Below are 24,603 nucleotides of genomic sequence, written 5' to 3' on the forward strand. Positions count from 1 at the left end.
GCCCTAGACCGGCAAAGCGCTCGCGGTGCCCGATGGTCACTGAAAGTGGGTAGAATGCGGTTTTTTTCCAGTTGCGGGGGTGCGCGTTGCGCGAAATCGTCCTGATTAACATCACGGGAGTCGACCGTCCGGGTCTGACTGCGGCCATTACTGGCGTTCTGGCACAAGGTGGTGTGAACATTCTCGACATCGGTCAGGCGGTGATCCACGACACCCTGTCGTTCGGCATCCTGGTCGAGATTCCCGACTCCGAGCAAGGCAAAGCCGTGCTCAAGGACATCCTGTTCAAGGGCTACGAGCTCGACCAGCAGGTGCGTTTCACCCCGGTGTCCGAAGAGGATTACCAGCAATGGGTGGGCAATCAGGGCAAGAAACGCCACATCGTCACCCTGTTGACCCGCAAAGTGACCGCCGGCCAATTGCAGGCGGTCAGCTCGATCACCGCCAAATATGGCTTGAATATCGACCATATCGACCGTCTGTCGGGTCGCATGCCGCTGGACACGCCGGCGGACAAGGGCAAGGGCTGCATCGAGTTCTCTGTGCGTGGCGAAGCGGCTGATCCGCAGGCGCTGCGTGCCGAATTCCTCAGCGTCGCGCAGGAGCTGAACGTCGACATCGCCTTTCAGGAAGACTCGCTGTTCCGGCGCAACCGGCGTCTGGCGGTGTTCGACATGGACTCGACCCTGATCGAAGCCGAAGTCATCGACGAACTGGCCAAGGCCGCCGGTGTCGGCGAGCAAGTCTCGGCCATTACCGAGCGGGCGATGGCGGGCGAACTGGACTTCCGCGCCAGCTTCAAGGAGCGCCTGGCGTTGCTCAAAGGCCTGGATGTCAGCGTACTGGATTCGATCGGCGCCTCGCTGCGCCTGACTGAAGGTGCCGAAACCCTGTTCGCCGAACTCAAGCGTCTGGGCTACAAGACCGCGATCCTGTCCGGCGGCTTCACGTACTTCGCCAAACAGTTGCAGGCCAAACTTGGCATCGACTACGTGTTCGCCAACGAACTGGAAGTGGTCGACGGCAAGTGCACCGGCGTGGCGATCGAACCGATTGTCGATGCCCAGCGCAAGGCGGATCTGCTGAAGGAACTGGCGCACAAGGAAGGCTTGCGTCTGGAGCAGACCATCGCCGTCGGCGACGGTGCGAATGACCTGCCGATGCTGGCGATTGCCGGTCTGGGTGTGGCATTCCGCGCCAAGCCGCTGGTCAAGCAGTCGGCGAAGCAGGCGATTTCCACGCTGGGGCTGGATGGTGTGCTGTATCTGCTGGGCTTTCGCGATCGCGACGGGCAGTTGTAATTAAAGATCAAAAGATCGCAGCCTTCGGCAGCTCCTACACTGGAATACGCGTTTTCCTGTAGGAGTTGCCGCAGGCTGCGATCTTTTGCTTTCAAAGCGATTTCCACAACGAGTCGAAATCCTCCTCGCCCCCGCCATTGCGTGCGGCTTCCAGCGAGCGATAGGCAAACTGATTGAAACTGTGTGTGCTCGCCACCCGTCGATCCAGCCCGGCGCGGTGTTCTTCGCCATGGGTGTTGATCAGTACTTTATTGCCTTCCTGAAACGGCAGGCGCGGGGCCAGCAAGGTCGCGGGCAAGTCGATGGCACTGATCTCGGGCAGCAGCAGGCCTCGCAAGTAGTGGCTGTGATCGTCCCGCGAACGCACCAGTTGCAAACCGCAGGGCTCGGCGTGCGGCGCCACCAGCTCAAGGCCCATTTGCGGTCCGCCACCGCGTACCTGACGAATCCAGCGCACCACCGCAATGCTCCAGCCTTGATTCGAACTGTCCTGAATCCCGACCATCTCCCCGGCCTGCAACTCGGCGGGCACTTCGTTCGGCCAGCCCAGGCAATAACCTCCGGGGCTATGGTTGATCACCGGCAAGGTGTAAGTCGGGTAGTGCGGAGTGTGGTCGGCTGTGCTGTCGTCTTCGCCGATATGGTCGTACTGAATCTCTTCGTACGGCAGAAATTCCTCAGCGCTGTTTTGCGGGGCGGCGTCGAACGCCTGGCTCCAACTGTCTTTTTCGCCCTTGGCCACCGCGCGGCTGAAGTTCGCCGCGCGGGCGCCGGGATGCTTGAGCAACTCACTGAAAGTGCGTTCGCCTCCCAGGTAGAAGTGCAGGGCGCTCATGCCGACGCACACGGTCAGGTTGCCCTGGCCGGGGGTGCGCTGAAAACTGCGCTCGGCGGTCTGGCCCCAACTGGCGTGCAGATGCTGCAGGGTGTCGAGGCTCAGTCCCGACGGGACGGGCAGTGGCGTCGATGTTTCCTGATGCAGTAAATGCGCTTCGATGACATTCACCAGCGGCTGCGGATTGACGCCGAGCAGGGTGCCCTGTTGTTCTTGGCGAAACATGCTGCGGTAGCGCGGGCCGGTGTCCAGATCGGCGCTGATGGCGAACAGCCCGTCGTCCGGGCTGCCGGGATGCAGTCTGAGCAGGGCGCTCCACGGCTCCAGCACCTCAGCCAGTCGGGCGATCTGGTTCTGCCGCAGTTGGTTGCAACGAGCGCTGCCCAACAGCAGCGCGGCGATGTAGGTCTGCTCCAGGCTCAGCTCGGTGGTCAGGCTCGCCAGGTCGTCGTGCACCCGACGCTGTTGCAGTTGCAAGCCGCAGGCGCAGCGATACAACTGATGCAGCTCGAACCACAGTTGCTCCGGCGCCGGGCTATACAGCTGCGCGGCGCGCAGCAGTTGTCCCTTGAGCGCATGCGCAGCGCGTTGCAGGGCCTGACTGACCAGCGCCGCACGATCCTTGTGGTATTTGGGCACGATGCGCAGCGCGATCTGTTTGTAACCGATGGCCAACTGACTTTGCAGTGCCTGACACAGGTTGCTGATCTTGCGCGAACGGTCATCGAGCATGATCGCCTGATGCAGGAAGTGCCGTTCCAGATGCTGACAGACGAAATACACCTCAGGACGCAGCAGCTCCAGCAGTTGCAAGCGATTGTCACTAGGGGTCAGCAATTGATTGAGTTCGCCCAGGCCTTGGTACAACTGGCGGGCGGTTTCGCCGATGTTCGCCTTGGGCAGGCCGGCGATCCAGCGCTTGAGGTCGCGCGGGGTGGCTTCGCAGAACGACAGGCGCGACTGCGTGGGAATCGGAGCGCTCAGCAGCGGGGGGGAAATGGTCTGGCTCATGCCAAAAACCATAGCAGCAAATGAGCATGTCGGCCTTCAACCGGTAGGAGCTGCCGCAGGCTGCGATCTTTTGATCCTGGTTTTTAAAAACAAAGTCAAAAGATCGCAGCCTGCGGCAGCTCCTACACGGGGGCGCCGATGTATCAGGCGTTTGGCAGTGCCAGAGCCTGGCCCATTTGTACTGGCGAACCGGCGACCAACTCTTCAGCCCATTTCACCTGATCCGGGCCAAACAGCACGATCGCGGTCGAACCCAGCTTGAAGCGTCCCAGTTCAGCACCTTTTTCCAGATGAATCGGCGCACGGGCAGCTTCGTCGTAGCGGAAGGTTTTCAGCTCGCGCTTCGGCGGGGTCACCAGACCGGCCCATACGGTTTCAATCGAAGCGACGATCATCGCGCCCACCAGCACCACAGCCATCGGTCCGCGCTCGGTGTCGAAAATGCACGCCACACGTTCGTTGCGGGCGAACAGTTCCGGCACGTTTTCCGCAGTGGTCTGGTTGACCGAGAAAATCCGGCCCGGGATGTAGACCATTTCGCGCAGGGTGCCGGCCAGCGGCATGTGCACGCGGTGGTAATCCTTCGGCGACAGGTAAATGGTGGCGAAGTCGCCGCCCATGAACGGTGCGGCATTCGCCGCATCACCGCCGAGCAGTTCCAGCACGCTGAAACTGTGGCCCTTGGCCTGGAACACGCGACCGTGTTCGATCGGGCCGAGCTGGCTGACCGCACCGTCGGCCGGGCTGAGGATCGCGCCCGGGGTCTGGTCCAGTGGACGCGCGCCGTCTTTCAGGGCACGGGTGAAGAACGCGTTGAAGTGCTCGTAGGCGGTCAGGTCTTCGACCAGCGCTTGCGACATGTCCACCTGATAACGCTTGGCGAACCACTGGGTGAAGGCATTCTTGAACCAGCGCACGCGGCACTCGGCAATGCAGCCGGCCAGACGCGACAGCAGGTGATGAGGCAGCAGGTACTGGCTGAGGATAAACAGACGCTCTTTCATTAGTTGTCCTTAGAACCTTGAATCTCGACAGGCGTATCAGGGTGGTTGCCCCATTCGCCCCAGGAACCGGCGTAGCCCTTGACCCGCGGATAACCGAGGGACTTGGCCACCAGATAAGTGAAGCCCGACCGGTGATGGGTCTGGCAGTGGGTAATGATTTCTTTGTCCTTGGTGATCCCGAGGTCTTCGAGGATCTGCGGCATGTCCGTGCGGATCCGCAGCTGACGCGCCTTGTCCATGCCGGCGGTCCACTCGAAGTTCACCGCGCCGGGGATGTGTCCGCCTTTGGCGGCCAGCACCTTCTCGCCGGAATATTCCAGTGGCCCACGGGCATCCCAGATCGCCAGATCGGCGGCGCCGAGACGGCTTTGCAGGTATTCGCGAGTGGCGGTCGGCCCTTCGTGCAGGGTCAGCGCCACCGGGCCGCCCACCGCAGGCGGCACCTGGATCGACATCGGCATGCCCGCTTCCAGCCACGCCGGCAGACCGCCGTCGACATAGTGGTATTTGTCGTGACCGATCACATCCAGGAGCCAGATGAAACGTCCGGCCCAACCGCCGCCCTCGTCGTCGTAGACCACGTAGACCGCATCCTGGCGATGCCCCAGCTCACCGAACAACGCCTCCAGATCGGCTTTGGCCGGCAGCAGTCCCGGCGCCGGCGGCTGGCCGAGCTGGGTGCGTTTCGGGTCGACAAAGCGTGCGCCGGGAAGATGACCTTCGGCATAGCGGGCAGGGCTGGTCAGATCCACCAGAATCAGTTCAGGGGAATCGAGACGCGGGAGCAGGTCGCTCGGCTCGATGACGAGCGGCAAGCCAGAGAAGTCAGACATGTGAGGTCTCCAGAGCACAAAGGGGGGGATTGTAGCGCAGCCTCATCGGCCACGGCTGCTAAAGCTGTGCAGGGCTTTCTCGATGCATTGTGCAGTTTTGCCGAATGCCTGAACGGTGATGTCGGCGAACGGCCCGCCGCCCTGATCGGCCACGACGATCATGATCACCCGGCCGTTATTGACCAGTGAGCGCAGGAACAGGTGCTCGCCACGGAACAGCGAACGCAGGCCCGGCGGCAACAATGCGGAAAACTGTGCGTTGTTCTCGGGGTTGATCCGTACTTGTGCCTGCTGCGCGAGTAACCGTTGCAGGACTTTGCTCTGACTGACGACAAAATTCAGCGCGGCGGCTTCCTTCGGCAAACCGAAGGTCTGGTGTACGCGCAGATTGGACTGCGTGCGGTCGGCCATCAGAATCATCACCCGACGCATGCCGCTGGCGACCAGCGCATCGCGCGCGGCGACGGTCAGGCTCATGGCATTGGTGAAGCGGCTCGGCTCGGCCAGCAGTTCGGCGCATTGCCGGCGCCATTGCGTCAGGTCCTCGGCACTCGGCGCGGCCGCTGGCAGCATCCCGGCCGGCAAACGATGGGTACCCCACGGCCACAATAATGAAACGGCCGGGTGCCACAGATCGGGCATGGCATGCTGGCGCGCACTGTTGGCGGCTTGCTGGTGCAACTGCTGCTGCACTTCATCCATCGAGATTTGCAGATAAAGGCTGGTCAGGTACTGCCAGCGCTCGCTGTGCGGACTGTCCCAGGCCTGTTGCGCCGACAGCGCCAGACCGTTGGCCAGCAATACGGTGTTGGCCGGTTGATTGAGCCAGCGGCGCAAAGTCGGATCGTCATCGAGGCGATTCTGCTGGCGCAGCGGATGCTCGCTGTCGCGGGCGATACGCAGCACTTTCACCAGTTCGCGCTGTTCGCTGAGCAGCAGTTTATAGCCTTGCTGCACCCAGATCGGCAGGTGCCAGACCTGTACCAGTGACTCGGCGATCTTCAGCAGGCGTACGCCAAACAGTTGCTTCTCGACCACCAGCGCCGATTCGCCCTTGTGGATCACCCGCAGCTCCCACTCTTCGAGCAACTCGGGAAACGTCAGCGCCAGCGGCCATAATGGCGACAGAAACAACAGGCTGCCCCAATGAATGTCCTGCCACAGGCGCGCGAGGCGACTGGCAAAAAAACCGTTGGCCTGTTGTGTGGCGTGCTGGCTGATCATTTGCAGTTGGCGCAGGGCTTTGGGGATTTGCATCTGCGGTTCGACCGGCAGGCGCGCGAGCAATTCTTCGGTACGCGCCAGGCCCAGGCGGTTGATCGCCACCTCGAGATTTTCCGCCGCAGCGGCCAGGGTGCCGTGGGTGTGACGATTCGCCTCACGGATGATGCTCAAGGCCAGTGCCGGGCTGTCCTGCATCAGGTCGGCGATGTCGCGCAGCGAACTGCGGTTGTCACGGATCGCGCGGCACACCTTGTCGTGAGCCTCTTGCGGCACGGGCAGCCGGACGCTGTCGAGCAGCTTGACCCAGCCTTCGAGGGTGGTCGGTTTTACGTGTGGGACGTTCGTTTCATTAGCCATGTCTGGACGGGATCTTCACTGACTGTAGACGCGCCCGGCATGGGCTAAATTGGCTTTTCGCCTGAACTGGCTATAGTCTGGCGCAGTTTTGCCGATAAGTAGAAGAAGAGATTTTTTAACTTCCGAATATGACCTTGAACCCGACTTAAGTAAGTACTTTCTACCTATGGCTAAAATTATCGGCATCATCGTCGTATTCGCGAGCGTGCTCGGCGGATACGTGCTCTCCCACGGCAAAATTGCCGCCCTGATCCAGCCCTTCGAGGTGATGATCATCGGTGGTGCGGCCCTCGGTGCATTCCTCCAGGCCAACCCCGGTTACATGACGATGCACGTGCTCAAGAAATCCCTGAGCATGTTCAGTTCGCGCTTCAGCCACACGTTCTATCTGGAAGTGCTGGGCCTGATCTACGAGATCCTCAACAAGAGCCGCCGCGAAGGCATGATGGCCATCGAAGGCGACATCGAAGACGCCGCTGCGAGCCCGATCTTCGCCAAGTACCCGGCCGTGCTCAAAGACGAGCGCATGACCGCGTTCATCTGCGATTACCTGCGCATCATGTCCTCCGGCAACATGGCTCCGCATGAGCTGGAAGGCCTGTTCGACATGGAGCTCTACAGCCTCAAGGAAGACCTTGAGCACCCGTCCCATGCGGTGAACGGCATCGCCGACGCCATGCCCGGTTTCGGTATCGTCGCGGCGGTACTGGGTATCGTGGTGACCATGGCGTCCCTGGGCGAAGGCGATCAGAAATCCATCGGTCTGCACGTGGGTGCGGCGCTGGTCGGTACCTTCTTCGGTATTCTCGCGGCCTACGGCTTCTTCGGCCCGTTGGCGCATTCCCTGGCGCACGATGCCAAGGAAGAGCTGAACGTCTATGAAGCCATCAAGGCTTCGCTGGTGGCGTCGGCTTCCGGCATGCCGCCATCGCTGGCGGTGGAGTTCGGGCGCAAGGTTCTGTACCCGGCGCACCGTCCAAGCTTCGCCGAGCTGGAACAAGCCGTTCGCGGTCGCTAAGCCATGGAAAATAATCAGCCGATAATCATCAAGCGCGTCAAGCGCATAGCCGGTGGGCACCACGGCGGGGCGTGGAAAATCGCCTTCGCCGACTTCGCCACGGCGATGATGGCGTTCTTCCTGGTGTTGTGGCTGCTGTCCACCGCAACCCCGGAGCAAAAGATCGCCATCGCCGGTTACTTCAAGGATCCGGTCGGCTTCTCCGAAAGCGGCACGCCGTACATCATCGATCTGGGCGGCACACCGACCCTGGCGCCGGAAAACACTCTCAACCCTGAAGTGAAATCGCAGCCGCAACCGGACAAGGTCACGGTCGACACCGAGCAGGTCGAAGGCATGGCCGAGCAGGTCGAGAAAGAACGCCTGGAACTGTTGCTGCAGGAACTGCAGAACAAGGTCGACGAGAACCCGCAGCTGCAGAAGTTCAAGGATCAGATCCTGTTCGAGATCACCCCGAACGGCCTGCGCATCCAGATCATGGACGCCGAAAACCGGCCGATGTTCGACTCGGGTTCGGCACGTCTGAAGCCGTACTTCGAAGACATCCTGCTGGCCATGGCCGACACCATCAAAGCGGTGCCGAACAAGATCAGCATCAGCGGTCACACCGATGCCAAGCCGTACACCGGCACCGGTGATTTCGGTAACTGGGAGCTCTCGGCCAACCGTGCCAACGCCGCGCGGCGTGCGCTGGTGGCCGGCAGCTATCCGGATTCGCAGGTGGCGCGGGTCGTCGGTTATGCCTCCTCGGCGCTGTTCGACAAGGAGAACCCGTTCAACCCGGTCAACCGCCGCATCGACATCGTGGTCCTGACCAAAAAAGCGCAAGCGGCCATCGAAGGCTCGCAAGGTGCCGACGCAGCCAAGCCTGCGGCCGAAGGTCAGAACGGCGCCGCTCCGGCGACGCCGGTCGATCCGAACGCGTTGCCGGCAGACCAGCAACCGGTGCCGGCCCACGAGTTGCGCGAACGCTTGAACCTGTTCGACGACGCCGCACCGAAACCGGCCGCACCGGGGGCTGCAGCGCCAGCGCCAACAGCTCCGCCAGCCGCTGCACCGGCTCCTGCGCCGAAGCAGTGACCGACAAAAAAGCCGACAGTGATGTCGGCTTTTTTGTGGCTGTTGATCGGCTTCAGAAACCGCGCCGAATCCGGTTTTTCAGTTGTTCATGGAACAGATCGGCGTTGCGCTTATAGGTGCCGCTGAAGGACTCGTTGCTCGAATCCAGCGTCATCGAGCGCTTGCTCGACACTTCTTCACGATAGGCATCGATGAAGAAATTCAGATCACTGGCTGTGCTCAGCTTCGGCCACTTGTCCAGATACTCCGGCAACCGCGCGGGCCCGGTGCGGAACGAGCAGATCCGTCGGTTGCTGATGGTCGCTTCGCCGATTTCGAACGGCACCCACCACGACAGTGCGGTTTTCTCCGAAACCACCGCCAGCAGGTGTGTGCATTCGGTGATGTTGCGGGTGATCACCCCGGTGATGTCGTCGGTGGTCTGCGATTCCGGGTCGAGTACGTCGAGGTAGGTCTTGATGTTGGCCTGCATCAATTGGGCATTGATCGCCATGGCTTGCGGACGATCGATGTGGCGGTAGCTGATGAATACGGGCATCAGAAGTGTCCTTTTATGGCGAGTTCGCGGTAATAGGCGCCGAGCGCCGTGAGGCGGCAGCCGGTGGAGTGAAGCGCGGCGTAGTACATGTGTTCGGCATCCACCGGTTCGATCAGGCTGTGGCGGTTGCACATTTGCAGTTGCTTGAAGATGTCGCCGTGCTCGGGGTCGAACAGCGCTTCGGTGGGCTCGTAGCTGGGATCGAGCCGGAAGACGAAACTTGGCTCGGGGAACCAGTCCTTGAGTTTGCGCAGGGTTTCCTCGGCAATCAGCGGCGCGACTTCGCGCAGCGGCACGAACTGCGAGACATTGGTCTTGAACACCGGACGCTGTTCCCAGGCGCCCAGCGCATTGTCGACAAACGAATAAACGCTACCGGGGGTGACTTTGCCGAGTACGTTGGCAGCGCCACCGTGCAGCGCTTGCAGCAACAGATCCGTGAAGACGCCATGACCGCGACTCTCCACAGCGTACTGTTCTTTTTTGCAGGCCGTGAGAATGGTCACGCCTTCGCCGATCACACTGCTGCCGCCACGCAGATTACGCACGGCGCCTGCTGCGCCGGCCTGGCAGCAATCGAGAATGATGATTTTGTTCTTGATGTGCGGGGCCTTGTCCGCCCACTCCAGAATGTCACTGATGCGGATCCCGTCTCCGCCAGGCTGATAGTCCTGGGGAATCAGGAGTCCTTCGTCGATGCTGGTGTCGAACTGACCATGGCCGGCGAAGTACAGCAGTGCCACGTCACAGTCGCCTGAGAACAGGCTCTGGATCTGCTGTTTCATGTGGTTGAGCGTGAGTTTTTCTTCGGCTGAAGTCAGCACTTTGCTGCTGAAGTTCGGTCGCCCGTTGGCGTGACGCTCCAGCACCGACGCCATGGCCATGGCGTCGTTGCTACAGCCGCTCAAGGGCGAGACGTGGTCGTAGTGGTTGATGCCGATAAACAGTCCTTTGCGCATGGTTACACCGCCGTGTGCAGACGAATCGCACTGACGATGCTGTTGGTGTTCCACGCGCACTCGGCGTGAGCCGCCTCACGCACGACAGTGGAAATGCGCTCGGCGCCGAACGGCTTGATCGCGATGATCACTTTGCCCATGCGTTTGGCGATCTCGATTTCCTTGTTGATCCACTTGCTGTAAGTCGAATACATCCCGGCCATGATCAGCACCGCCGAGCACGGACGAATCTTGTTTTCGATGGCTTCTTCAAGCTGCTTGTCGGTCTGCGCGCCCATGATCGGGTTGTGCGGCGGCACGGAAAAATTCTTGAAACTGAAATCCGGTCTGGCGCCGAGCAGGCGTACCAGATTGTCGTGGGCGTGGGCGTAGTTCCACGAATGGCTGATGAACAAATGGTAGGTCTGCATGGGGTTCCTCGAAGGTGCGAAGGAGGACCCCAATCTAGGCATCTGACGCGGGCCTACAAGGGCTGGGCGGTGAAAGAGAAATGTCCTGCAAACAGGTGCGGGCGGGTCCGTCAGAAGAGTCTGACGTTTAACGGAATCGGGGATTTGTCAGGCGTGGTCCGACATCCGGCAGCCCTCGGGCGAGAGGCTGCCGGTGCAGATGTTTAGTAGCCGTTTTCCGGCAGGCTGGCGATGATCGAGCGGTAGCTGTTCATCCGCTGCTGCTGCACGCGGCCGTCTTCCAGGGCCTTGAGCAGTGCGCAACCGGGTTCGCGATCGTGTTTGCAGTCGCGGAAGCGGCAGGTGCCGAGCAGGTCGTTGAACTCGATGAAACCGGCTTCGACGTCGGCGCGGCTGACGTGGCCCAGGCCGAATTCACGGATACCCGGGGAGTCGATCAGCTCGCCGCCGCCCGGGAAGTGGAACAGGCGTGCGGTGGTCGTGGTGTGCGTGCCCTGACCGGACAGCTCCGACAACGGGCCGACACGGGTTTCGACTTCCGGCAGCAGGCTGTTGACCAGCGACGACTTGCCGACGCCGGACTGGCCGACGAACACGCTGATGCGCCCGTCGAGCTGCTTCTGCAACTGTTCCATGCCATTGCCGTGATGCGCCGAGACTTCCAGCACCGGATAACCCAGCGTGCGGTACACCGCCAGCAGGGCATTGAGCGCCGGGGCGTTTTGCTCGTCGATCAGGTCGAATTTGTTCAGCAGCAGCAACGGGCGGATGCCGGCGTGTTCAGCGGCCACCAGGTAGCGGTCGATCAGGTTGGCATGCGGCTCGGGCAGTGGCGCGAAGACAATGACGATCATGTCGACGTTGGCAGCGACCGGCTTGAGCTGGCCACGACTGTCCGGGCGGCAGAGTTCGGTGGTGCGCGGCAGTTGTGCGACGATCACGCCGATGCCCTGGTTGCCGGCGCGCCAGACCACCCGATCACCGGTCACCAGCGCCGGCAGGTTGGCGCGCAGGTGGCAACGGAATACCTGACTGGCCAGATCGCCGTCCACAGCCTCGACCTCGACCTGCACCCCGAAGTGGGCGATCACCAGACCGTGTTGCTCAGGCCCCAGATCGCCGCCCTCGAGGGCTTCGACCGCCGAGGACTCGCGTTTGGCGGCGCGGGCGGCGCGCTCGCCCTGAATCTTTTCGATGCGCCAGTTTTGACGACGATTGAGTTGGCGTTTGGCCATGGGTGTTCCGTCTGAAGAATGCAGCGATTAGGTAAAACGGCCGCGAGTTTAGCACGCCCGGGCACCGGCCTAGGCTAAACTGCGCAGCATTGCCTAGGAGCCCGAATATGCAAAACCCGCAGAACCTGATCTGGATCGACCTGGAAATGACCGGTCTGGATCCGGAAAACGACGTCATCATCGAAATGGCCACCATCGTCACCGACAGTGACCTGAACACCCTGGCCGAAGGCCCGGTGATCGCCATTCACCACAGTGACGAAGTGCTCGCCCGCATGGACGAGTGGAACACCCGCACCCACGGCAACTCGGGCCTGACCCAGCGCGTACGCGACAGCCGCATCAGCATGGCCGAAGCCGAGGCCGAGACCATCGCCTTCCTGGAAAAGTGGGTGCCAAAAGGCAAGTCGCCGATCTGCGGCAACAGCATCTGCCAGGATCGGCGCTTCCTTTATACCCACATGAAGGCGCTGGAAAGCTACTTCCACTACCGCAACCTCGATGTGTCGACGCTCAAAGAGCTGGCCGCACGCTGGGCACCGGACGTGCGCGACAGCTTCAAGAAGGGCAGCACGCACCTGGCACTGGACGACATCCGCGAATCGATCGCCGAGCTGCAGCACTACCGCAAGCATTTCATCAAGTTCTGATGTCGTCCCTGTAGGAGCAGCCTGCGGCAGCTCCTACAGAGGATTGTCGTGATCGCGCCCCCTTCTGGTGCGGCCCCGAAATGGCTAGACTGCGCGCCTTCCTGCCAGGACCGCCACCATGTTGCTGATGCTCTATCTGATCGCCATTACCGCCGAAGCCATGACCGGCGCGCTGTCTGCCGGGCGGCGCGGCATGGACTGGTTCGGGGTGGTGCTGATCGCCTGCGTCACGGCGCTGGGTGGCGGTTCGGTGCGTGATGTGTTGCTCGGGCACTATCCGCTGACGTGGGTCAAGCATCCGGAATACTTGGTGCTGACTTCGGCCGCTGCAATGCTCACCGTATTCACCGCCCGTTGGATGCGTCACCTGCGCTCACTGTTTCTGGTGCTCGACGCGGTCGGCCTGGTGGCGTTCACCCTGATTGGCTGCATGACTGCGCTGGAAATGGGCCACGGCATGCTGGTGGCCTCGGTCAGCGGCGTGATCACCGGCGTCTTCGGCGGCATCCTGCGCGACATTTTCTGCAACGACATCCCGCTGATCTTCCGCCGCGAACTGTACGCCAGCGTCTCGTTCGCCGCCGCGTGGTGCTACATGCTCTGCCTGTACCTGAATGTACCAAGCGAGCAGGCGATCCTGATCACGTTGTTCGGCGGTTTTCTGCTGCGGTTGCTGGCCATCCGTTTCCACTGGGAAATGCCCAAGTTCGTCTATAACGACGAGCATTAATGCATTCCCCTGTAGGAGCTGCCGCAGGCTGCGATCTTTTGATCTTGTCTTTTAAATATCAAAGTCAAAAGATCGCAGCCTGCGGCAGCTCCTACAATTGACCGTGTTGTTTCAGCGCCCACTCAACATGCTCACGCACCAGCTCTGATGGGTAGTCACGGCGCGCCTTCAAGGCTTCCAGTACCGGAATGCTCGATGGCGCGTTGCCCAGGCCGACCGCCAGATTGCGCAGCCAGCGCTCGTAACCGGCGCGGCGCAGCGGTGAGCCTTCGGTGCTGCTGAGAAATTTGTCCTCGTCCCACATGAACAGCTCCGCCAGTTCGGCGTTGTCCAGGTTGTGCCGTGGCTTGAAATCGCTTTCCCCGGATGGGCGGGCGAAGCGGTTCCACGGGCAGACGATCTGGCAGTCGTCGCAGCCGAACACCCGATTGCCGATCAGCGGGCGCAGGTCTTCGGGGATGGCGTTTTTCAGTTCGATGGTCAGGTACGAGATGCAGCGCCGGGCGTCCAGCACATAGGGGCCGACGAAAGCATTGGTCGGGCAGATGTCCAGGCACGCGGTACAGCGCCCGCAATGTTCGCTGCTGTGCGGTTCGTCCACGGGCAGCGGCAGATCGACAAACAGTTCACTCAAGAAGAAATAGCTGCCGGCCTTGCGGTTCAGCACGAGCGTATTTTTACCGATCCAGCCCAGCCCGGCCTGCTCGGCGATGGCTTTTTCCAGCACCGGGGCGCTGTCGACGAAGGCACGGAAACCGAACGGGCCGATCTGCGACTGAATCTTGTCGGCCAATTGCTGCACACGTTTACGGATCAATTTGTGGTAATCGCGGCCCAAGGCATAACGCGAAACGTAAGCTTTCTCCGGTTGCGCCAGCATTTGTGCCATTTGCGTGTCGCCGGGCAGGTAGTCCATGCGCAGCGAAACTATACGCAACGTGCCGGGAACCAGTTCCTCCGGATGCGAGCGTTTGCTGCCGTGGGCGCCCATGTAATCCATTTCGCCGTGGTAGCCGGCGGCGAGCCAGCGCTGCAGATGCTGCTCATGCTCGGCCAGGTCCAGACCGCTGATGCCGACTTGCTGGAAGCCCAGCTCGCGGCCCCAATCCTTGATCGATTGGGCGAGGGCGGGCAGATCTGTGGTGATGGCGGACATGAGGCGAGAGAAACCGGAGCTGAGGTGCGTATAATTCTGCCAGACATCGGAGCCCGAAGACGCATGCCGCACACGAAAGATGAATTACCCGACGCGCTGTATGGCGCCGCGCAGGTGCGAGCACTCGATGCGCGGCTGATCGCTGCGGGTACGCCGGGCTTCGAATTGATGCAGCGCGCCGCTCATGCGACCTGGCGCGCATTGGTGCGACAGTGGCCTGCGGCGAATCAAATGACTGTGCTTGCCGGGCATGGCAACAACGCCGGTGATGGTTTTCTGATCGCCGCGCTGGCGCACCGTGCCGGGTGGGCGGTGCGGGTGCTGGCCGTCGGTGATCCGCAACGCTTGCAGGGCGACGCGGCGCAGGCTTATGCGCAGGCCATCAACGATGGTGTCGCCGTGCAGGGCTGGACTGCGCACAGCGAGCTGCTTGGGGTGATTGTCGATGCCTTGCTCGGCACCGGGCTGACCGGCGATGTGCGCGAGCCGTATGTCGCCGCGATCAAGGCAATCAATGCCAGTGGCCTGCCGGTGGTGGCGGTGGATATTCCTTCCGGACTGTCTGCCGATACCGGGCATGTTCTCGGCGTTGCGGTTCGCGCCGACCTTACCGTGACCTTTATCGGCTTGAAGCTCGGCCTGTTCACCGGTGATGCGGCGGATCAGGTCGGGGCGTTGGTGTTTAACGATCTGCAAGCTGCTGCCGACGTCTACCGTGACGTTCCTGCCAGCGCTGTGCGTCTCGTGACGGCTAATCTTCCGCGACTGGCTGCGCGTGCGCCCGCTGCGCATAAAGGGCGCTTCGGGCATTTGCTGTTGATCGGCGGCGATCAGGGGTTTGGCGGGGCGATTCTGCTCAGCTCCGAAACAGCCCTGCGCAGCGGCGCCGGGATGGTGTCGCTGGCAACCCGACCGGAACATGTCCCGGCAGCGCTGACGCGGATGCCGGAAGTCATGGCGCTCGGCACGTCGTCGGCCAATCAGTTGATGGGTCTACTGGAGAAGGTTTCGGTGCTGGTGGTAGGCCCGGGTCTCGGCCAAGCGAGCTGGGGCCGGGCGCTGTTGTCCGCCGCCGCCAATGCGCAGTTGCCGCAGGTATGGGACGCCGACGCGTTGAATCTGCTGGCAAGCGGTTTTGTCAGCCTGCCCAATAATTGCGTGATCACTCCGCATCCCGGCGAGGCGGCGCGCCTGCTGGGAATCGATACCGCCCAGGTGCAGGCAGACCGCCCGGCCGCCGCGCGGGCGTTGAGCAAAAAATATTCGGCCGTCGTCGTGCTCAAAGGCGCCGGCAGCCTCATCGCCCATCCCGATGGGCGTCTGGCGCTGTGTCATCAAGGCCATCCGGCCATGGCCACCGCTGGTCTGGGCGATGTACTCGCCGGGTTGATCGGGGCGCTGCTGGCGCAGGGCATGGACGGCTACGATGCCGCGTGCCTCGCAGTCTGGCTGCACGCCAATGCCGGCGCGCAGCAAGGTAAATTCGGCCGTGGGCTGGCGGCCAGTGATCTGATTCCAGTCATTCGTCAGTTGTTGGAGGAGCATGCACCGTGTCTGAAGTAACCCTGTACCTGGCCGATGAACAGGCCATGAGCGACTTTGGCGCACGGATCGCCCGCGTTACCCGGGGCCACGGCCTGATTTTTCTCGAAGGCAACCTGGGCATGGGCAAAACCACGCTGTCGCGGGGCATCATTCGCGGGCTGGGGCATGTCGGCGCGGTGAAAAGTCCGACCTTTACCCTGGTCGAGCCCTACGAGATCGGCGATGTGCGCGCCTTCCACTTCGACCTGTATCGTTTGGTCGATCCAGAGGAGCTGGAGTTTCTCGGCATCCGCGACTATTTCGAAGACGACGCCCTGTGCCTGATCGAGTGGCCCGATAAAGGTGCAGGCTTTTTGCCAAAGCCTGACCTGACCATTACCATTAGCCCGCAAGACAGCGGGCGTTCGCTGAAAATGTTATCCCAGGGCTCGCGTGGCGAGGCCTGGTGTGCCGCTTTGGCATTGGAATCCAATTAAATGATGGGGTTAGGTATGCGCTTTCGCGCGTTGGTGGCTGCCGTTGGACTGATGTTGATGGCAGTGACCGTCAACGCTGTGGCCGAGACAAAGGTCAACAGCGTGCGCCTGTGGCGGGCGCCGGACAACACGCGACTGGTCTTCGACCTGAGCGGCCCGGTGCAGCACAGCGTCTTCACCCTGACCGCACCGGATCGGCTGGTGATCGACATCAACGGCGCTACCCTGGGTGCGCCGCTGAAAGTCTCGACCGCCAACACGCCAATCACCGCGATGCGTTCGGCCCAGCGTACGCCGACCGACCTGCGGGTGGTCATCGACCTGAAAAAAGCCGTCACCCCGAAAAGCTTCTCGCTGGCGCCGAACGCGCAATACGGTAACCGTCTGGTGGTCGACCTGTTCGACAACCCGGCCGATGCGGCGCCGCCGCCAGCTCCGACGCCATCGGTCGCCACCGTGCCGGCAGTGCCGGTGACACCGTCGGAACCGGCGATCAAACTGCCACCGGCCCCGGCCGGCAAGCGCGACATCATTGTGGTGATCGACGCCGGCCACGGCGGCGAAGACCCGGGTGCGTCCGGCTCGCGCGGCCAGCGTGAGAAAGACGTGGTGCTGCAGATCGCCCGCGAACTGCAGCGTCAGGTCAACGGCATGAAAGGCTTCCGCGCCGAACTGACCCGGACCGGCGACTACTTCATCCCGTTGCGCGGCCGTACCGAAATCGCCCGCAAGAAGGGTGCCGATCTGTTTGTTTCGATCCATGCTGACGCCGCGCCATCTGCAGCAGCCTTCGGTGCCTCGGTGTTTGCCCTGTCCGATCGCGGCGCGACATCGGAGACTGCCCGTTGGCTGGCCGACAGCGAAAACCGTTCCGACCTGATCGGCGGTGCCGGCAACGTCAGCCTCGACGACAAGGACCGCATGCTCGCCGGTGTGTTGCTCGACCTGTCGATGACCGCGTCGCTGACGTCCAGCCTCAACGTCGGTCAGAAAGTCCTGACCAACATTGGCCGCGTGACCCCGCTGCACAAGCAGCGCGTGGAGCAGGCCGGCTTCATGGTGCTGAAGTCGCCGGACATCCCGTCGATCCTCGTCGAAACCGGATTCATCTCCAACGCCAACGAAGCGAACAAACTCTCGGCATCGAGCCACCAGCAGGCGCTGGCGCGCTCGATCAGCAGCGGCGTGCGCCAGTTCTTCCAGCAGAACCCGCCACCGGGCACCTACATTGCCTGGCTGCGTGACTCCGGCAAGATCGCCCAAGGCCCGCGTGATCACCGCGTAAGCCCGGGCGAAACGCTGGCGATGATTGCGGTGCGTTATCAGGTATCCCCCGCGACGCTGCGTAGCGCCAACAACCTCAGCAGCGATGAGCTGAAGGTCGGTCAGCACCTGACCATCCCTGGCACCGAACTGGCGTCCAAAGAATGAACCAGGTGTTGAACGCCGCACGCATCGAACTGCTCAGCCCGCGGCTGGCGAACCAGATCGCCGCCGGTGAGGTGGTCGAGCGCCCGGCTTCGGTGATCAAGGAATTGCTGGAAAACAGTCTCGACTCCGGTGCCAAGCGCATCGACGTCGATGTCGAGCAGGGCGGCGTCAAGTTGCTGCGGGTGCGTGACGACGGCAGCGGCATTTCCGCCGACGACCTGCCGCTGGCGCTGGCCCGTCACGCCACCAGCAAGATTCGCAACCTCGAAGATCTGGAGCAGGTGATGAGCCTGGGCTTCCGTGGTGAGGCACTGGCGTCGATCAGCTCCGTGGCGCGCCTGACCCTGACCTCGCGCACCCGCGATGCCGATCAGGCCTGGCAGGTTGAAACCGAAGGTCGCGACATGGCGCCTCGGGTGCAGCCGGCGGCGCATCCGGTCGGTACCTCGGTGGAAGTGCGCGACCTGTTCTTCAACACGCCGGCGCGGCGCAAGTTTCTCAAGACCGAAAAAACCGAATTCGATCACCTGCAAGAAGTGATCAAACGTCTGGCGCTGGCGCGTTTCGACGTCGCCTTCCATCTGCGCCACAACGGCAAGACCATCCTCAGCCTGCACGAGGCCCACGATGATGCGGCCCGCGCCCGGCGGGTGGCGGCGATTTGTGGTTCGGGCTTTTTGGAGCAGGCGCTGCCGATCGAGATCGAGCGCAACGGCTTGCACCTGTGGGGCTGGGTCGGGTTGCCGACCTTCAACCGCAGCCAGGCGGACTTGCAGTATTTCTTTGTGAATGGCCGTGCGGTGCGCGACAAACTGGTGGCCCACGCGGTGCGTCAGGCTTATCGCGATGTGCTGTTCAACGGTCGTCATCCGACGTTTGCGCTGTTTTTCGAGGTTGATCCGGCGGCGGTGGACGTCAACGTGCACCCGACCAAACACGAAGTGCGCTTCCGTGACGGGCGCATGGTGCATGACTTCCTTTACGGCACGCTGCACCGTGCGCTGGGCGATGTGCGTCCCGAGGATCAATTGGCCGGCTCCGTGACGACCGCTGTCGTTCGGCCAACGGGCATCGAGGCCGGCGAGTTCGGCCCGCAGGGCGAAATGCGTCTGGCAGCCAATGCGCTGCTCGAGCAACCGCAGGCGCAACCGGCGTTCAACACGTCTTCGGGTGCCAGCGCTGGCGGCGCTTATCAGTATCAGTACACGCCACGTCCGCAGTCGGCGATGCCGCCGGCCGCCGAGGCTCAAGCCGCTTACCGCGAGTTCTTCGCACCGTTGCCGGAAGCGAATGCCAACGCACTGCCGGCCGGTCAGGAAGATATTCCGCCGCTCGGTTACGCACTGGCGCAGCTCAAGGGCATCTACATCCTGTCCGAGAACGCCCAGGGTCTGGTGTTGGTGGATATGCATGCCGCGCACGAACGGATCATGTACGAACGCCTGAAGATCGCCATGGCCAGCGAAGGTCTCAGCGGTCAGCCGCTGCTGGTGCCGGAGTCGCTGGCGGTCAGTCAGCGTGAAGCCGATTGTGCTGAAGAACACGCTGCATGGTTCCAGAAGCTGGGCTTCGAGCTGCAGCGTCTGGGCCCGGAAACGTTGGCGATCCGCCAGATTCCGGCGCTGCTCAAGCAGGCCGAGGCTAACCGGCTGGTGGGCGATGTACTGTCGGACCTGATGGAATACGGCACCAGCGACCGGATTCAGGCACACCTGAACGAACTGCTCGGCACCATGGCCTGCCACGGTGCGATCCGCGCCAACCGGCGCCTGGCCCTGCCAGAAATGAACGGCCTGCTGCGCGACATGGAAAACACCGAGCGCAGCGGTCAATGCAACCATGGCCGACCGACCTGGACCCAACTGGGCCTGGACGATCTGGACAAACTGTTCCTGCGCGGTCGTTGATGAGCCAGCTTCCTCCAGCGATTTTCCTGATGGGCCCGACCGCTGCGGGCAAGACCGACCTGGCCATCGAGCTGACCAAGGTCCTGCCGTGCGAGCTGATCAGCGTCGACTCGGCGCTGGTCTATCGCGGCATGGACATCGGCACCGCCAAGCCTTCCAAAGAATTGCTGGCCGAGTTTCCGCACCGGCTGATCGACATTCTCGACCCGGCTGAAGCCTATTCGGCTGCGGATTTCCGTCGCGATGCCCTGCAAGCCATGGCCGAGATCACCGCGCGCGGGAAAATTCCGCTGCTGGTCGGCGGCACCATGCTCTATTACAAGGCGTTGGTTGAAGGCCTGGCGGACATGCCGGCGGCGGATCCCGAAGTCCGCGCACAGATCGAAGAAGAGGCTGCGCGCCTTGGCTGGCAAGCCCTGCACGAGCAACTGGCGATCATCGATCCGGTGTCGGCGGCACGCATTCACCCGAACGATCCGCAGCGCCTGAGTCGGGCGCTGGAGGTTTATCGGGTCAGTGGCCAGAGCATGACCGCCCTGCGTCAGCAACAATCTGCGCAAAGTACTGAAGCAGCCGCTTCGGGACGGCAACAATTGCCCTATACTGTCGCGAACTTGGCGATTGCTCCGGCAAATCGCCAGGTACTGCACGAACGCATTAAACAAAGATTCACAAATATGCTGGAACAGGGATTCATCGACGAGGTCGTAGCCCTGCGTAAAAGAAGTGACCTGCATGCCGGGTTGCCGTCTATACGTGCGGTAGGCTACCGCCAAGTCTGGGACTACCTGGATGGCAAGCTGTCGTTAGCTGATATGCAGGAACGCGGCATCATTGCCACGCGTCAATTGGCCAAGCGCCAGTTCACCTGGCTGCGCAGCTGGGAAGAACTGCACTGGCTGGACAGTCTTGATTGCGACAATCTGCCACGCGCCTTGAAATACCTTGGGACCATCTCCATATTGAGCTGAGTCCTTGCAATTGCCGTCTATCCTTGGGGGTGTGGCGGCCAAAGCCATCTGAATTACCTATTTTTATTATTGAATCCTTAAAGGAGTGCGGCACATGTCAAAAGGGCATTCGCTACAAGACCCTTACTTGAATACTTTACGTAAAGAGAAAGTTGGGGTTTCCATCTACCTGGTCAACGGTATCAAACTGCAAGGCACGATCGAGTCCTTCGACCAGTTCGTTATCCTGCTGAAAAACACCGTCAGCCAGATGGTTTACAAACACGCTATCTCGACAGTCGTGCCAGTACGTCCAATTCGTCTGCCTAGCGCAACCGAATCCGATGCAGGTGACGCTGAGCCAGGTAACGCCTGATAGGAGTCTCCTTTGTTCTTTGAGCGCCACGGTGGTGGTGAGCGAGTCATCCTCGTTCACTTGGAAGGTCAGGACCCTGAGGCGCGCGAAGATCCGCAGGAGTTTCAGGAATTGGCTAATTCGGCGGGCGCCGAGACCGTTGCGTTTTTTAACGTACCGCGTCATCGGCCAACCGCCAAATTCCTGATTGGCAGCGGCAAGGTCGAAGAATTACGCGACCTGGTCCATGCCGAGAAGGCCGATCTGGTGATTTTCAATCACATTCTCACGCCCAGTCAGGAACGTAACCTCGAACGTGTTTTCGAGTGTCGCGTGATCGACCGTACCGGCCTGATTCTCGATATCTTTGCCCAGCGCGCGCGTACCCATGAAGGCAAGCTCCAGGTCGAACTGGCCCAGCTTGATCACATGAGCACCCGTCTGGTTCGCGGCTGGACTCACCTTGAGCGTCAGGGTGGCGGTATCGGCATGCGCGGCCCGGGTGAAACCCAGCTCGAAACCGACCGGCGTCTGCTGCGGGTACGTCTGCGTCAGATCAAGGGTCGTCTGGAAAAAGTGCGCAGCCAGCGCGAGCAATCGCGACGTGGCCGCTCCCGTGCGGATATCCCTACCGTGTCTCTGGTGGGCTATACCAACGCCGGCAAATCCACGCTGTTCAATAACGTGACCAAATCCGAGGTGTACGCGGCCGACCAGTTGTTCGCCACGTTGGACCCGACCCTGCGCCGTCTGGAACTGGACGACCTGGGGCCGATTGTTCTCGCGGACACGGTAGGGTTCATTCGGCACTTGCCGCACAAGCTGGTCGAGGCATTTCGGTCTACGCTCGAAGAGTCGAGCAACTCCGACCTACTGTTGCACGTGATCGACGCGGCCGAGCCGGATCGCATGTTGCAGATCGAGCAGGTGATGGTGGTGCTGGGCGAGATCGGGGCGCAGGACTTGCCGATCCTCGAGGTATACAACAAACTCGATTTGCTTGAAGGCGTTGAGCCACAGATCCAGCGCGATGCCGATGGCAAGCCACAGCGGGTCTGGCTGTCGGCGCGTGATGGCACGGGTCTGGAATTGCTTGAGCAAGCCATTGCCGAGTTGCTGGGCAGTGATTTGTTTGTGGGGACATTGCGCTTGCCGCAACGGTTCGCTCGACTGCGTGCGCAGTTCTTCGAACTCGGCGCGGTACAGAAAGAAGAACACGACGAAGAAGGCATCTGCCTGCTGGCCGTTCGTTTGCCCCGGGTCGAGTTGAATCGACTGGTAAGCCGCGAAGGATTGCAGCCGATGGAATTCATCGAGCAACACACTTTGCAATAAAAGCCTGGCAAAGCGGTTGTGCCGCAACGGCAGGCATTCTGTAGCATTGGTCGGCGCGCCGTGGGTGCGTCTTTGCTTTATCAGATGGAGAGCGCTATGGCTTGGAATGAGCCGGGTGGCAACTCGAATAATCAGGATCCTTGGGGTGGCAAGCGCCGCAATAACGGCGACCGCAAGGGGCCACCGGATCTCGACGAGGCCTTCCGAAAGCTGCAGGAAAGCCTGAACGGGTTGTTCGGTGGTGGTAAGAAACGCGGTGGTGACGACGGCGGTGGTTCGGGCAGGAGTGGTGGCGGCTTCGGCGGTCTGCTCGGCATCGGCCTCGTCGTGCTGGCGGCTGTCTGGCTGTACAGCGCGGTCTATGTGGTCGACGAGCAGGAGCAAGCCGTGGTGCTGCGCTTCGGCAAGTACTACGAGACTGTCGGCCCCGGCCTGAACATCTACTTCCCGCCGATCGACAAGAAGTACATGGAGAACGTCACGCGTGAGCGTGCCTACACCAAGCAGGGCCAGATGCTGACCGAAGACGAAAACATCGTCGAAGTGCCGCTGACCGTGCAGTACAAGATCAGCAACCTGCAGGATTTCGTGCTGAACGTCGATCAGCCGGAAATCAGCCTGCAGCATGCGACCGACAGTGCTCTGCGCCACGTGGTGGGTTCGACCGCCATGGACCAGGTGCTGACCGAAGGTCGTGAACTGATGGCCAGCGAAATCAAGGAGCGTCTGCAACGTTTCCTCGATACCTATCGCACCGGTATCACCGTCACTCAGGTCAACGTACAGAGCGCAGCGGCACCGCGCGAAGTGCAGGAAGCCTTTGACGACGTGATCCGCGCCCGGGAAGACGAGCAGCGTTCGCGCAACCAGGCGGAAACCTACGCCAACGGCGTCGTGCCGGAAGCCCGTGGTCAGGCCCAGCGTATCCTCGAGGATGCCAACGGTTACCGTGACGAAACGGTCTCGCGCGCCAAGGGTGAGGCAGACCGCTTTACCAAACTGGTCGCGGAATATCGCAAGGCCCCTGAAGTCACCCGCCAGCGTCTGTACCTGGACACCATGCAGGAAGTCTTCAGCAACACCAGCAAGGTACTCGTGACCGGCAACAAGAACGGCCAGAGCAACCTGCTTTACCTGCCGTTGGACAAGATGATCCAGAACAGTTCGGGCAGCAATGCACCGGTGACCGGTTCGGCCGCCGCCAGCAACAACACGGACGTCGCGCCGCATGTCACTGACCTGCCGCAGACACGTACAAGGGAGAGCCGCTGATGAGCAATAAATCGCTGATCGCCCTGATCGTTGGCGTTGTCGTGGTGCTGGTGGGCTGGAACTGCTTCTACATCGTCGCTCAGACCGAGCGTGCGGTGCTGCTGCAATTCGGTCGTGTGGTTCAGGCTGATGTTCAGCCGGGCCTGCATGTGAAAGTGCCTTACGTTAACCAGGTGCGTAAATTCGACGCACGTCTGATGACGCTGGATGCACCGACACAGCGCTTCCTGACCCTGGAAAAGAAAGCCGTGATGGTCGATGCCTACGCCAAGTGGCGCGTGAAAGATGCCGAGCGCTTCTACACCGCGACTTCCGGCCTCAAGCAAATCGCCGACGAGCGTCTGTCCCGTCGTCTGGAATCCGGTCTGCGTGACCAGTTCGGCAAACGCACCCTGCACGAAGTGGTGTCGGGTGAGCGTGATGCGCTGATGGCTGACATCACCGCGTCGCTGAACAAGATGGCGGAAAAAGAGCTGGGTATCGAAGTCGTCGATGTCCGGGTCAAGGCCATCGATCTGCCGAAAGAAGTGAACCGCAGCGTGTTCGAGCGCATGAGCACCGAGCGTGAGCGTGAAGCTCGCGAGCACCGCGCCAAGGGTAACGAGCTGGCCGAAGGCATCCGTGCCGACGCCGATCGTCAACGCCGCGTGCTGTTGGCTGAGGCCTATCGTGAATCCGAAGAGATTCGCGGTGACGGCGATGCCCAGGCTGCTGCGATCTACTCCAAGGCCTACGGTCAGGATCAGGAGTTCTACGGTTTCTACCGTAGCCTGCGTGCCTACCGTGACAGCTTCGCGAACAAATCCGACGTCATGGTTCTCGACCCAAGCAGCGACTTCTTCCGTTACCTGGAAAAGTCCAAGCCTTGATACGACGTTGACCTGAATCATTCCGCCCGGCGGCTAAAACCTCGGGCGGGGTGATCCTTTGGGAAAACGTGTGTATGATGCGGCAGCCGGGAAATTCCCGGCTTTTTTGCGTCTGCACGTTT

The 24,603-nt window shown here is 61.5% G+C and carries 23 protein-coding genes; 14 read left to right on the forward strand and 9 right to left on the reverse strand.

Annotation, left to right across the window (positions count from 1 at the left end; all coding sequences use genetic code 11):
* Positions 1–86 precede the first annotated feature (86 nt).
* Positions 87–1,301 carry a phosphoserine phosphatase SerB gene (serB, locus tag ACTJKS_RS08385; RefSeq protein ID WP_007967407.1) on the forward strand — a complete coding sequence of 405 codons (1,215 nt, stop codon included), beginning with the start codon at positions 87–89 and terminating at the stop codon, positions 1,299–1,301.
* 91 nt (positions 1,302–1,392) lie between these two features.
* Here the strand turns inward: serB and ACTJKS_RS08390 are convergent, their stop codons facing one another.
* The 4 genes from ACTJKS_RS08390 to ACTJKS_RS08405 form a co-directional block, all read right to left on the reverse strand.
* A complete protein-coding gene (locus tag ACTJKS_RS08390) occupies positions 1,393–3,147 on the reverse strand; it encodes a molecular chaperone (protein ID WP_108181503.1) in 1,755 nt (584 codons plus the stop codon).
* A gap of 143 nt (positions 3,148–3,290) precedes the next feature.
* Positions 3,291–4,151: an archaetidylserine decarboxylase gene (gene asd / locus ACTJKS_RS08395; RefSeq protein ID WP_041065746.1), complete on the reverse strand. Its 861-nt coding sequence runs from the start codon at positions 4,149–4,151 to the stop codon at positions 3,291–3,293.
* Complete coding sequence (gene rhdA, locus ACTJKS_RS08400; protein WP_047290968.1) at positions 4,151–4,984, reverse strand: thiosulfate sulfurtransferase; 834 nt, start codon at positions 4,982–4,984, stop codon at positions 4,151–4,153. Before rhdA ends, asd begins: the two co-directional genes overlap by 1 nt.
* A gap of 42 nt (positions 4,985–5,026) precedes the next feature.
* Positions 5,027–6,565 (reverse strand): HDOD domain-containing protein, encoded by a 1,539-nt coding sequence (locus ACTJKS_RS08405; RefSeq protein ID WP_108181504.1) that lies wholly within the window; start codon positions 6,563–6,565, stop codon positions 5,027–5,029.
* 166 nt (positions 6,566–6,731) lie between these two features.
* Between ACTJKS_RS08405 and motA the strand changes: the two genes are divergently transcribed.
* On the forward strand, positions 6,732–7,583 hold the full coding sequence (motA, locus tag ACTJKS_RS08410; RefSeq protein WP_007952169.1) for a flagellar motor stator protein MotA: 852 nt from the start codon (positions 6,732–6,734) through the stop codon (positions 7,581–7,583).
* Positions 7,584–7,586: 3 nt separating this feature from the next.
* Positions 7,587–8,663, forward strand: a complete 1,077-nt coding sequence (motB, locus tag ACTJKS_RS08415; protein ID WP_007967412.1) for a flagellar motor protein MotB — start codon at positions 7,587–7,589, stop codon at positions 8,661–8,663.
* A 52-nt stretch (positions 8,664–8,715) separates the two neighbouring features.
* On the opposite strand, the gene ACTJKS_RS08420 is transcribed toward motB, so the two are convergent.
* The 4 genes from ACTJKS_RS08420 to rsgA all read right to left on the reverse strand — a co-directional run bounded on the left by ACTJKS_RS08420 (position 8,716) and on the right by rsgA (position 11,805).
* The gene (locus tag ACTJKS_RS08420; protein ID WP_041065725.1) at positions 8,716–9,201 is read right to left on the reverse strand and encodes a toll/interleukin-1 receptor domain-containing protein; all 486 of its coding nucleotides are present in this window, start codon (positions 9,199–9,201) and stop codon (positions 8,716–8,718) included.
* Entirely contained in the window at positions 9,201–10,160 is a 960-nt protein-coding gene (locus tag ACTJKS_RS08425) for a caspase family protein (RefSeq protein WP_108181505.1), read from the reverse strand. The genes ACTJKS_RS08420 and ACTJKS_RS08425 overlap by 1 nt, the downstream gene beginning before the upstream one ends.
* Before the next feature lie 2 nt (positions 10,161–10,162).
* On the reverse strand, positions 10,163–10,570 hold the full coding sequence (locus ACTJKS_RS08430; protein WP_041065719.1) for a TIR domain-containing protein: 408 nt from the start codon (positions 10,568–10,570) through the stop codon (positions 10,163–10,165).
* Between the two features lie 203 nt (positions 10,571–10,773).
* Positions 10,774–11,805 (reverse strand): small ribosomal subunit biogenesis GTPase RsgA, encoded by a 1,032-nt coding sequence (gene rsgA / locus ACTJKS_RS08435; protein WP_440828816.1) that lies wholly within the window; start codon positions 11,803–11,805, stop codon positions 10,774–10,776.
* Positions 11,806–11,912: 107 nt separating this feature from the next.
* Here rsgA and orn point away from each other — a divergent pair, with 107 nt between their 5' ends.
* Entirely contained in the window at positions 11,913–12,455 is a 543-nt protein-coding gene (gene orn / locus ACTJKS_RS08440; protein WP_003221098.1) for an oligoribonuclease, read from the forward strand.
* Positions 12,456–12,573: 118 nt separating this feature from the next.
* The gene (locus ACTJKS_RS08445) at positions 12,574–13,185 is read left to right on the forward strand and encodes a trimeric intracellular cation channel family protein (RefSeq protein WP_047290974.1); all 612 of its coding nucleotides are present in this window, start codon (positions 12,574–12,576) and stop codon (positions 13,183–13,185) included.
* Between the two features lie 91 nt (positions 13,186–13,276).
* Here the strand turns inward: ACTJKS_RS08445 and queG are convergent, their stop codons facing one another.
* Complete coding sequence (gene queG, locus ACTJKS_RS08450) at positions 13,277–14,341, reverse strand: tRNA epoxyqueuosine(34) reductase QueG (protein WP_108181506.1); 1,065 nt, start codon at positions 14,339–14,341, stop codon at positions 13,277–13,279.
* Between the two features lie 63 nt (positions 14,342–14,404).
* Here queG and ACTJKS_RS08455 point away from each other — a divergent pair, with 63 nt between their 5' ends.
* From ACTJKS_RS08455 to hflC, 9 genes are all read left to right on the forward strand, one after another.
* Positions 14,405–15,904 carry an NAD(P)H-hydrate dehydratase gene (locus ACTJKS_RS08455; RefSeq protein ID WP_108181507.1) on the forward strand — a complete coding sequence of 500 codons (1,500 nt, stop codon included), beginning with the start codon at positions 14,405–14,407 and terminating at the stop codon, positions 15,902–15,904.
* Positions 15,892–16,362, forward strand: coding sequence for a tRNA (adenosine(37)-N6)-threonylcarbamoyltransferase complex ATPase subunit type 1 TsaE (tsaE, locus tag ACTJKS_RS08460; protein WP_108181508.1), 471 nt, complete (start codon positions 15,892–15,894; stop codon positions 16,360–16,362). Before ACTJKS_RS08455 ends, tsaE begins: the two co-directional genes overlap by 13 nt.
* 51 nt (positions 16,363–16,413) lie before the next feature.
* A complete protein-coding gene (locus tag ACTJKS_RS08465) occupies positions 16,414–17,793 on the forward strand; it encodes an N-acetylmuramoyl-L-alanine amidase (RefSeq protein WP_373557748.1) in 1,380 nt (459 codons plus the stop codon).
* Positions 17,794–17,798: 5 nt separating this feature from the next.
* Positions 17,799–19,700 carry a DNA mismatch repair endonuclease MutL gene (gene mutL, locus ACTJKS_RS08470; protein WP_186448485.1) on the forward strand — a complete coding sequence of 634 codons (1,902 nt, stop codon included), beginning with the start codon at positions 17,799–17,801 and terminating at the stop codon, positions 19,698–19,700.
* Positions 19,700–20,671, forward strand: a complete 972-nt coding sequence (gene miaA / locus ACTJKS_RS08475; RefSeq protein ID WP_108181510.1) for a tRNA (adenosine(37)-N6)-dimethylallyltransferase MiaA — start codon at positions 19,700–19,702, stop codon at positions 20,669–20,671. Before mutL ends, miaA begins: the two co-directional genes overlap by 1 nt.
* 94 nt (positions 20,672–20,765) lie before the next feature.
* Positions 20,766–21,026 (forward strand): RNA chaperone Hfq, encoded by a 261-nt coding sequence (gene hfq / locus ACTJKS_RS08480; protein WP_003221112.1) that lies wholly within the window; start codon positions 20,766–20,768, stop codon positions 21,024–21,026.
* 12 nt (positions 21,027–21,038) lie between these two features.
* Positions 21,039–22,340 (forward strand): ribosome rescue GTPase HflX, encoded by a 1,302-nt coding sequence (gene hflX, locus ACTJKS_RS08485; protein ID WP_003221114.1) that lies wholly within the window; start codon positions 21,039–21,041, stop codon positions 22,338–22,340.
* 96 nt (positions 22,341–22,436) lie between these two features.
* Positions 22,437–23,612, forward strand: a complete 1,176-nt coding sequence (hflK, locus tag ACTJKS_RS08490) for an FtsH protease activity modulator HflK (protein WP_041065698.1) — start codon at positions 22,437–22,439, stop codon at positions 23,610–23,612.
* Positions 23,612–24,481: a protease modulator HflC gene (hflC, locus tag ACTJKS_RS08495; RefSeq protein WP_041065696.1), complete on the forward strand. Its 870-nt coding sequence runs from the start codon at positions 23,612–23,614 to the stop codon at positions 24,479–24,481. The genes hflK and hflC overlap by 1 nt, the downstream gene beginning before the upstream one ends.
* Positions 24,482–24,603 lie beyond the last annotated feature (122 nt).

The organism is Pseudomonas sp. 22189 (assembly GCF_052045635.1).
GTDB classification, from domain to species: Bacteria; Pseudomonadota; Gammaproteobacteria; order Pseudomonadales; family Pseudomonadaceae; genus Aquipseudomonas; species Aquipseudomonas parakoreensis.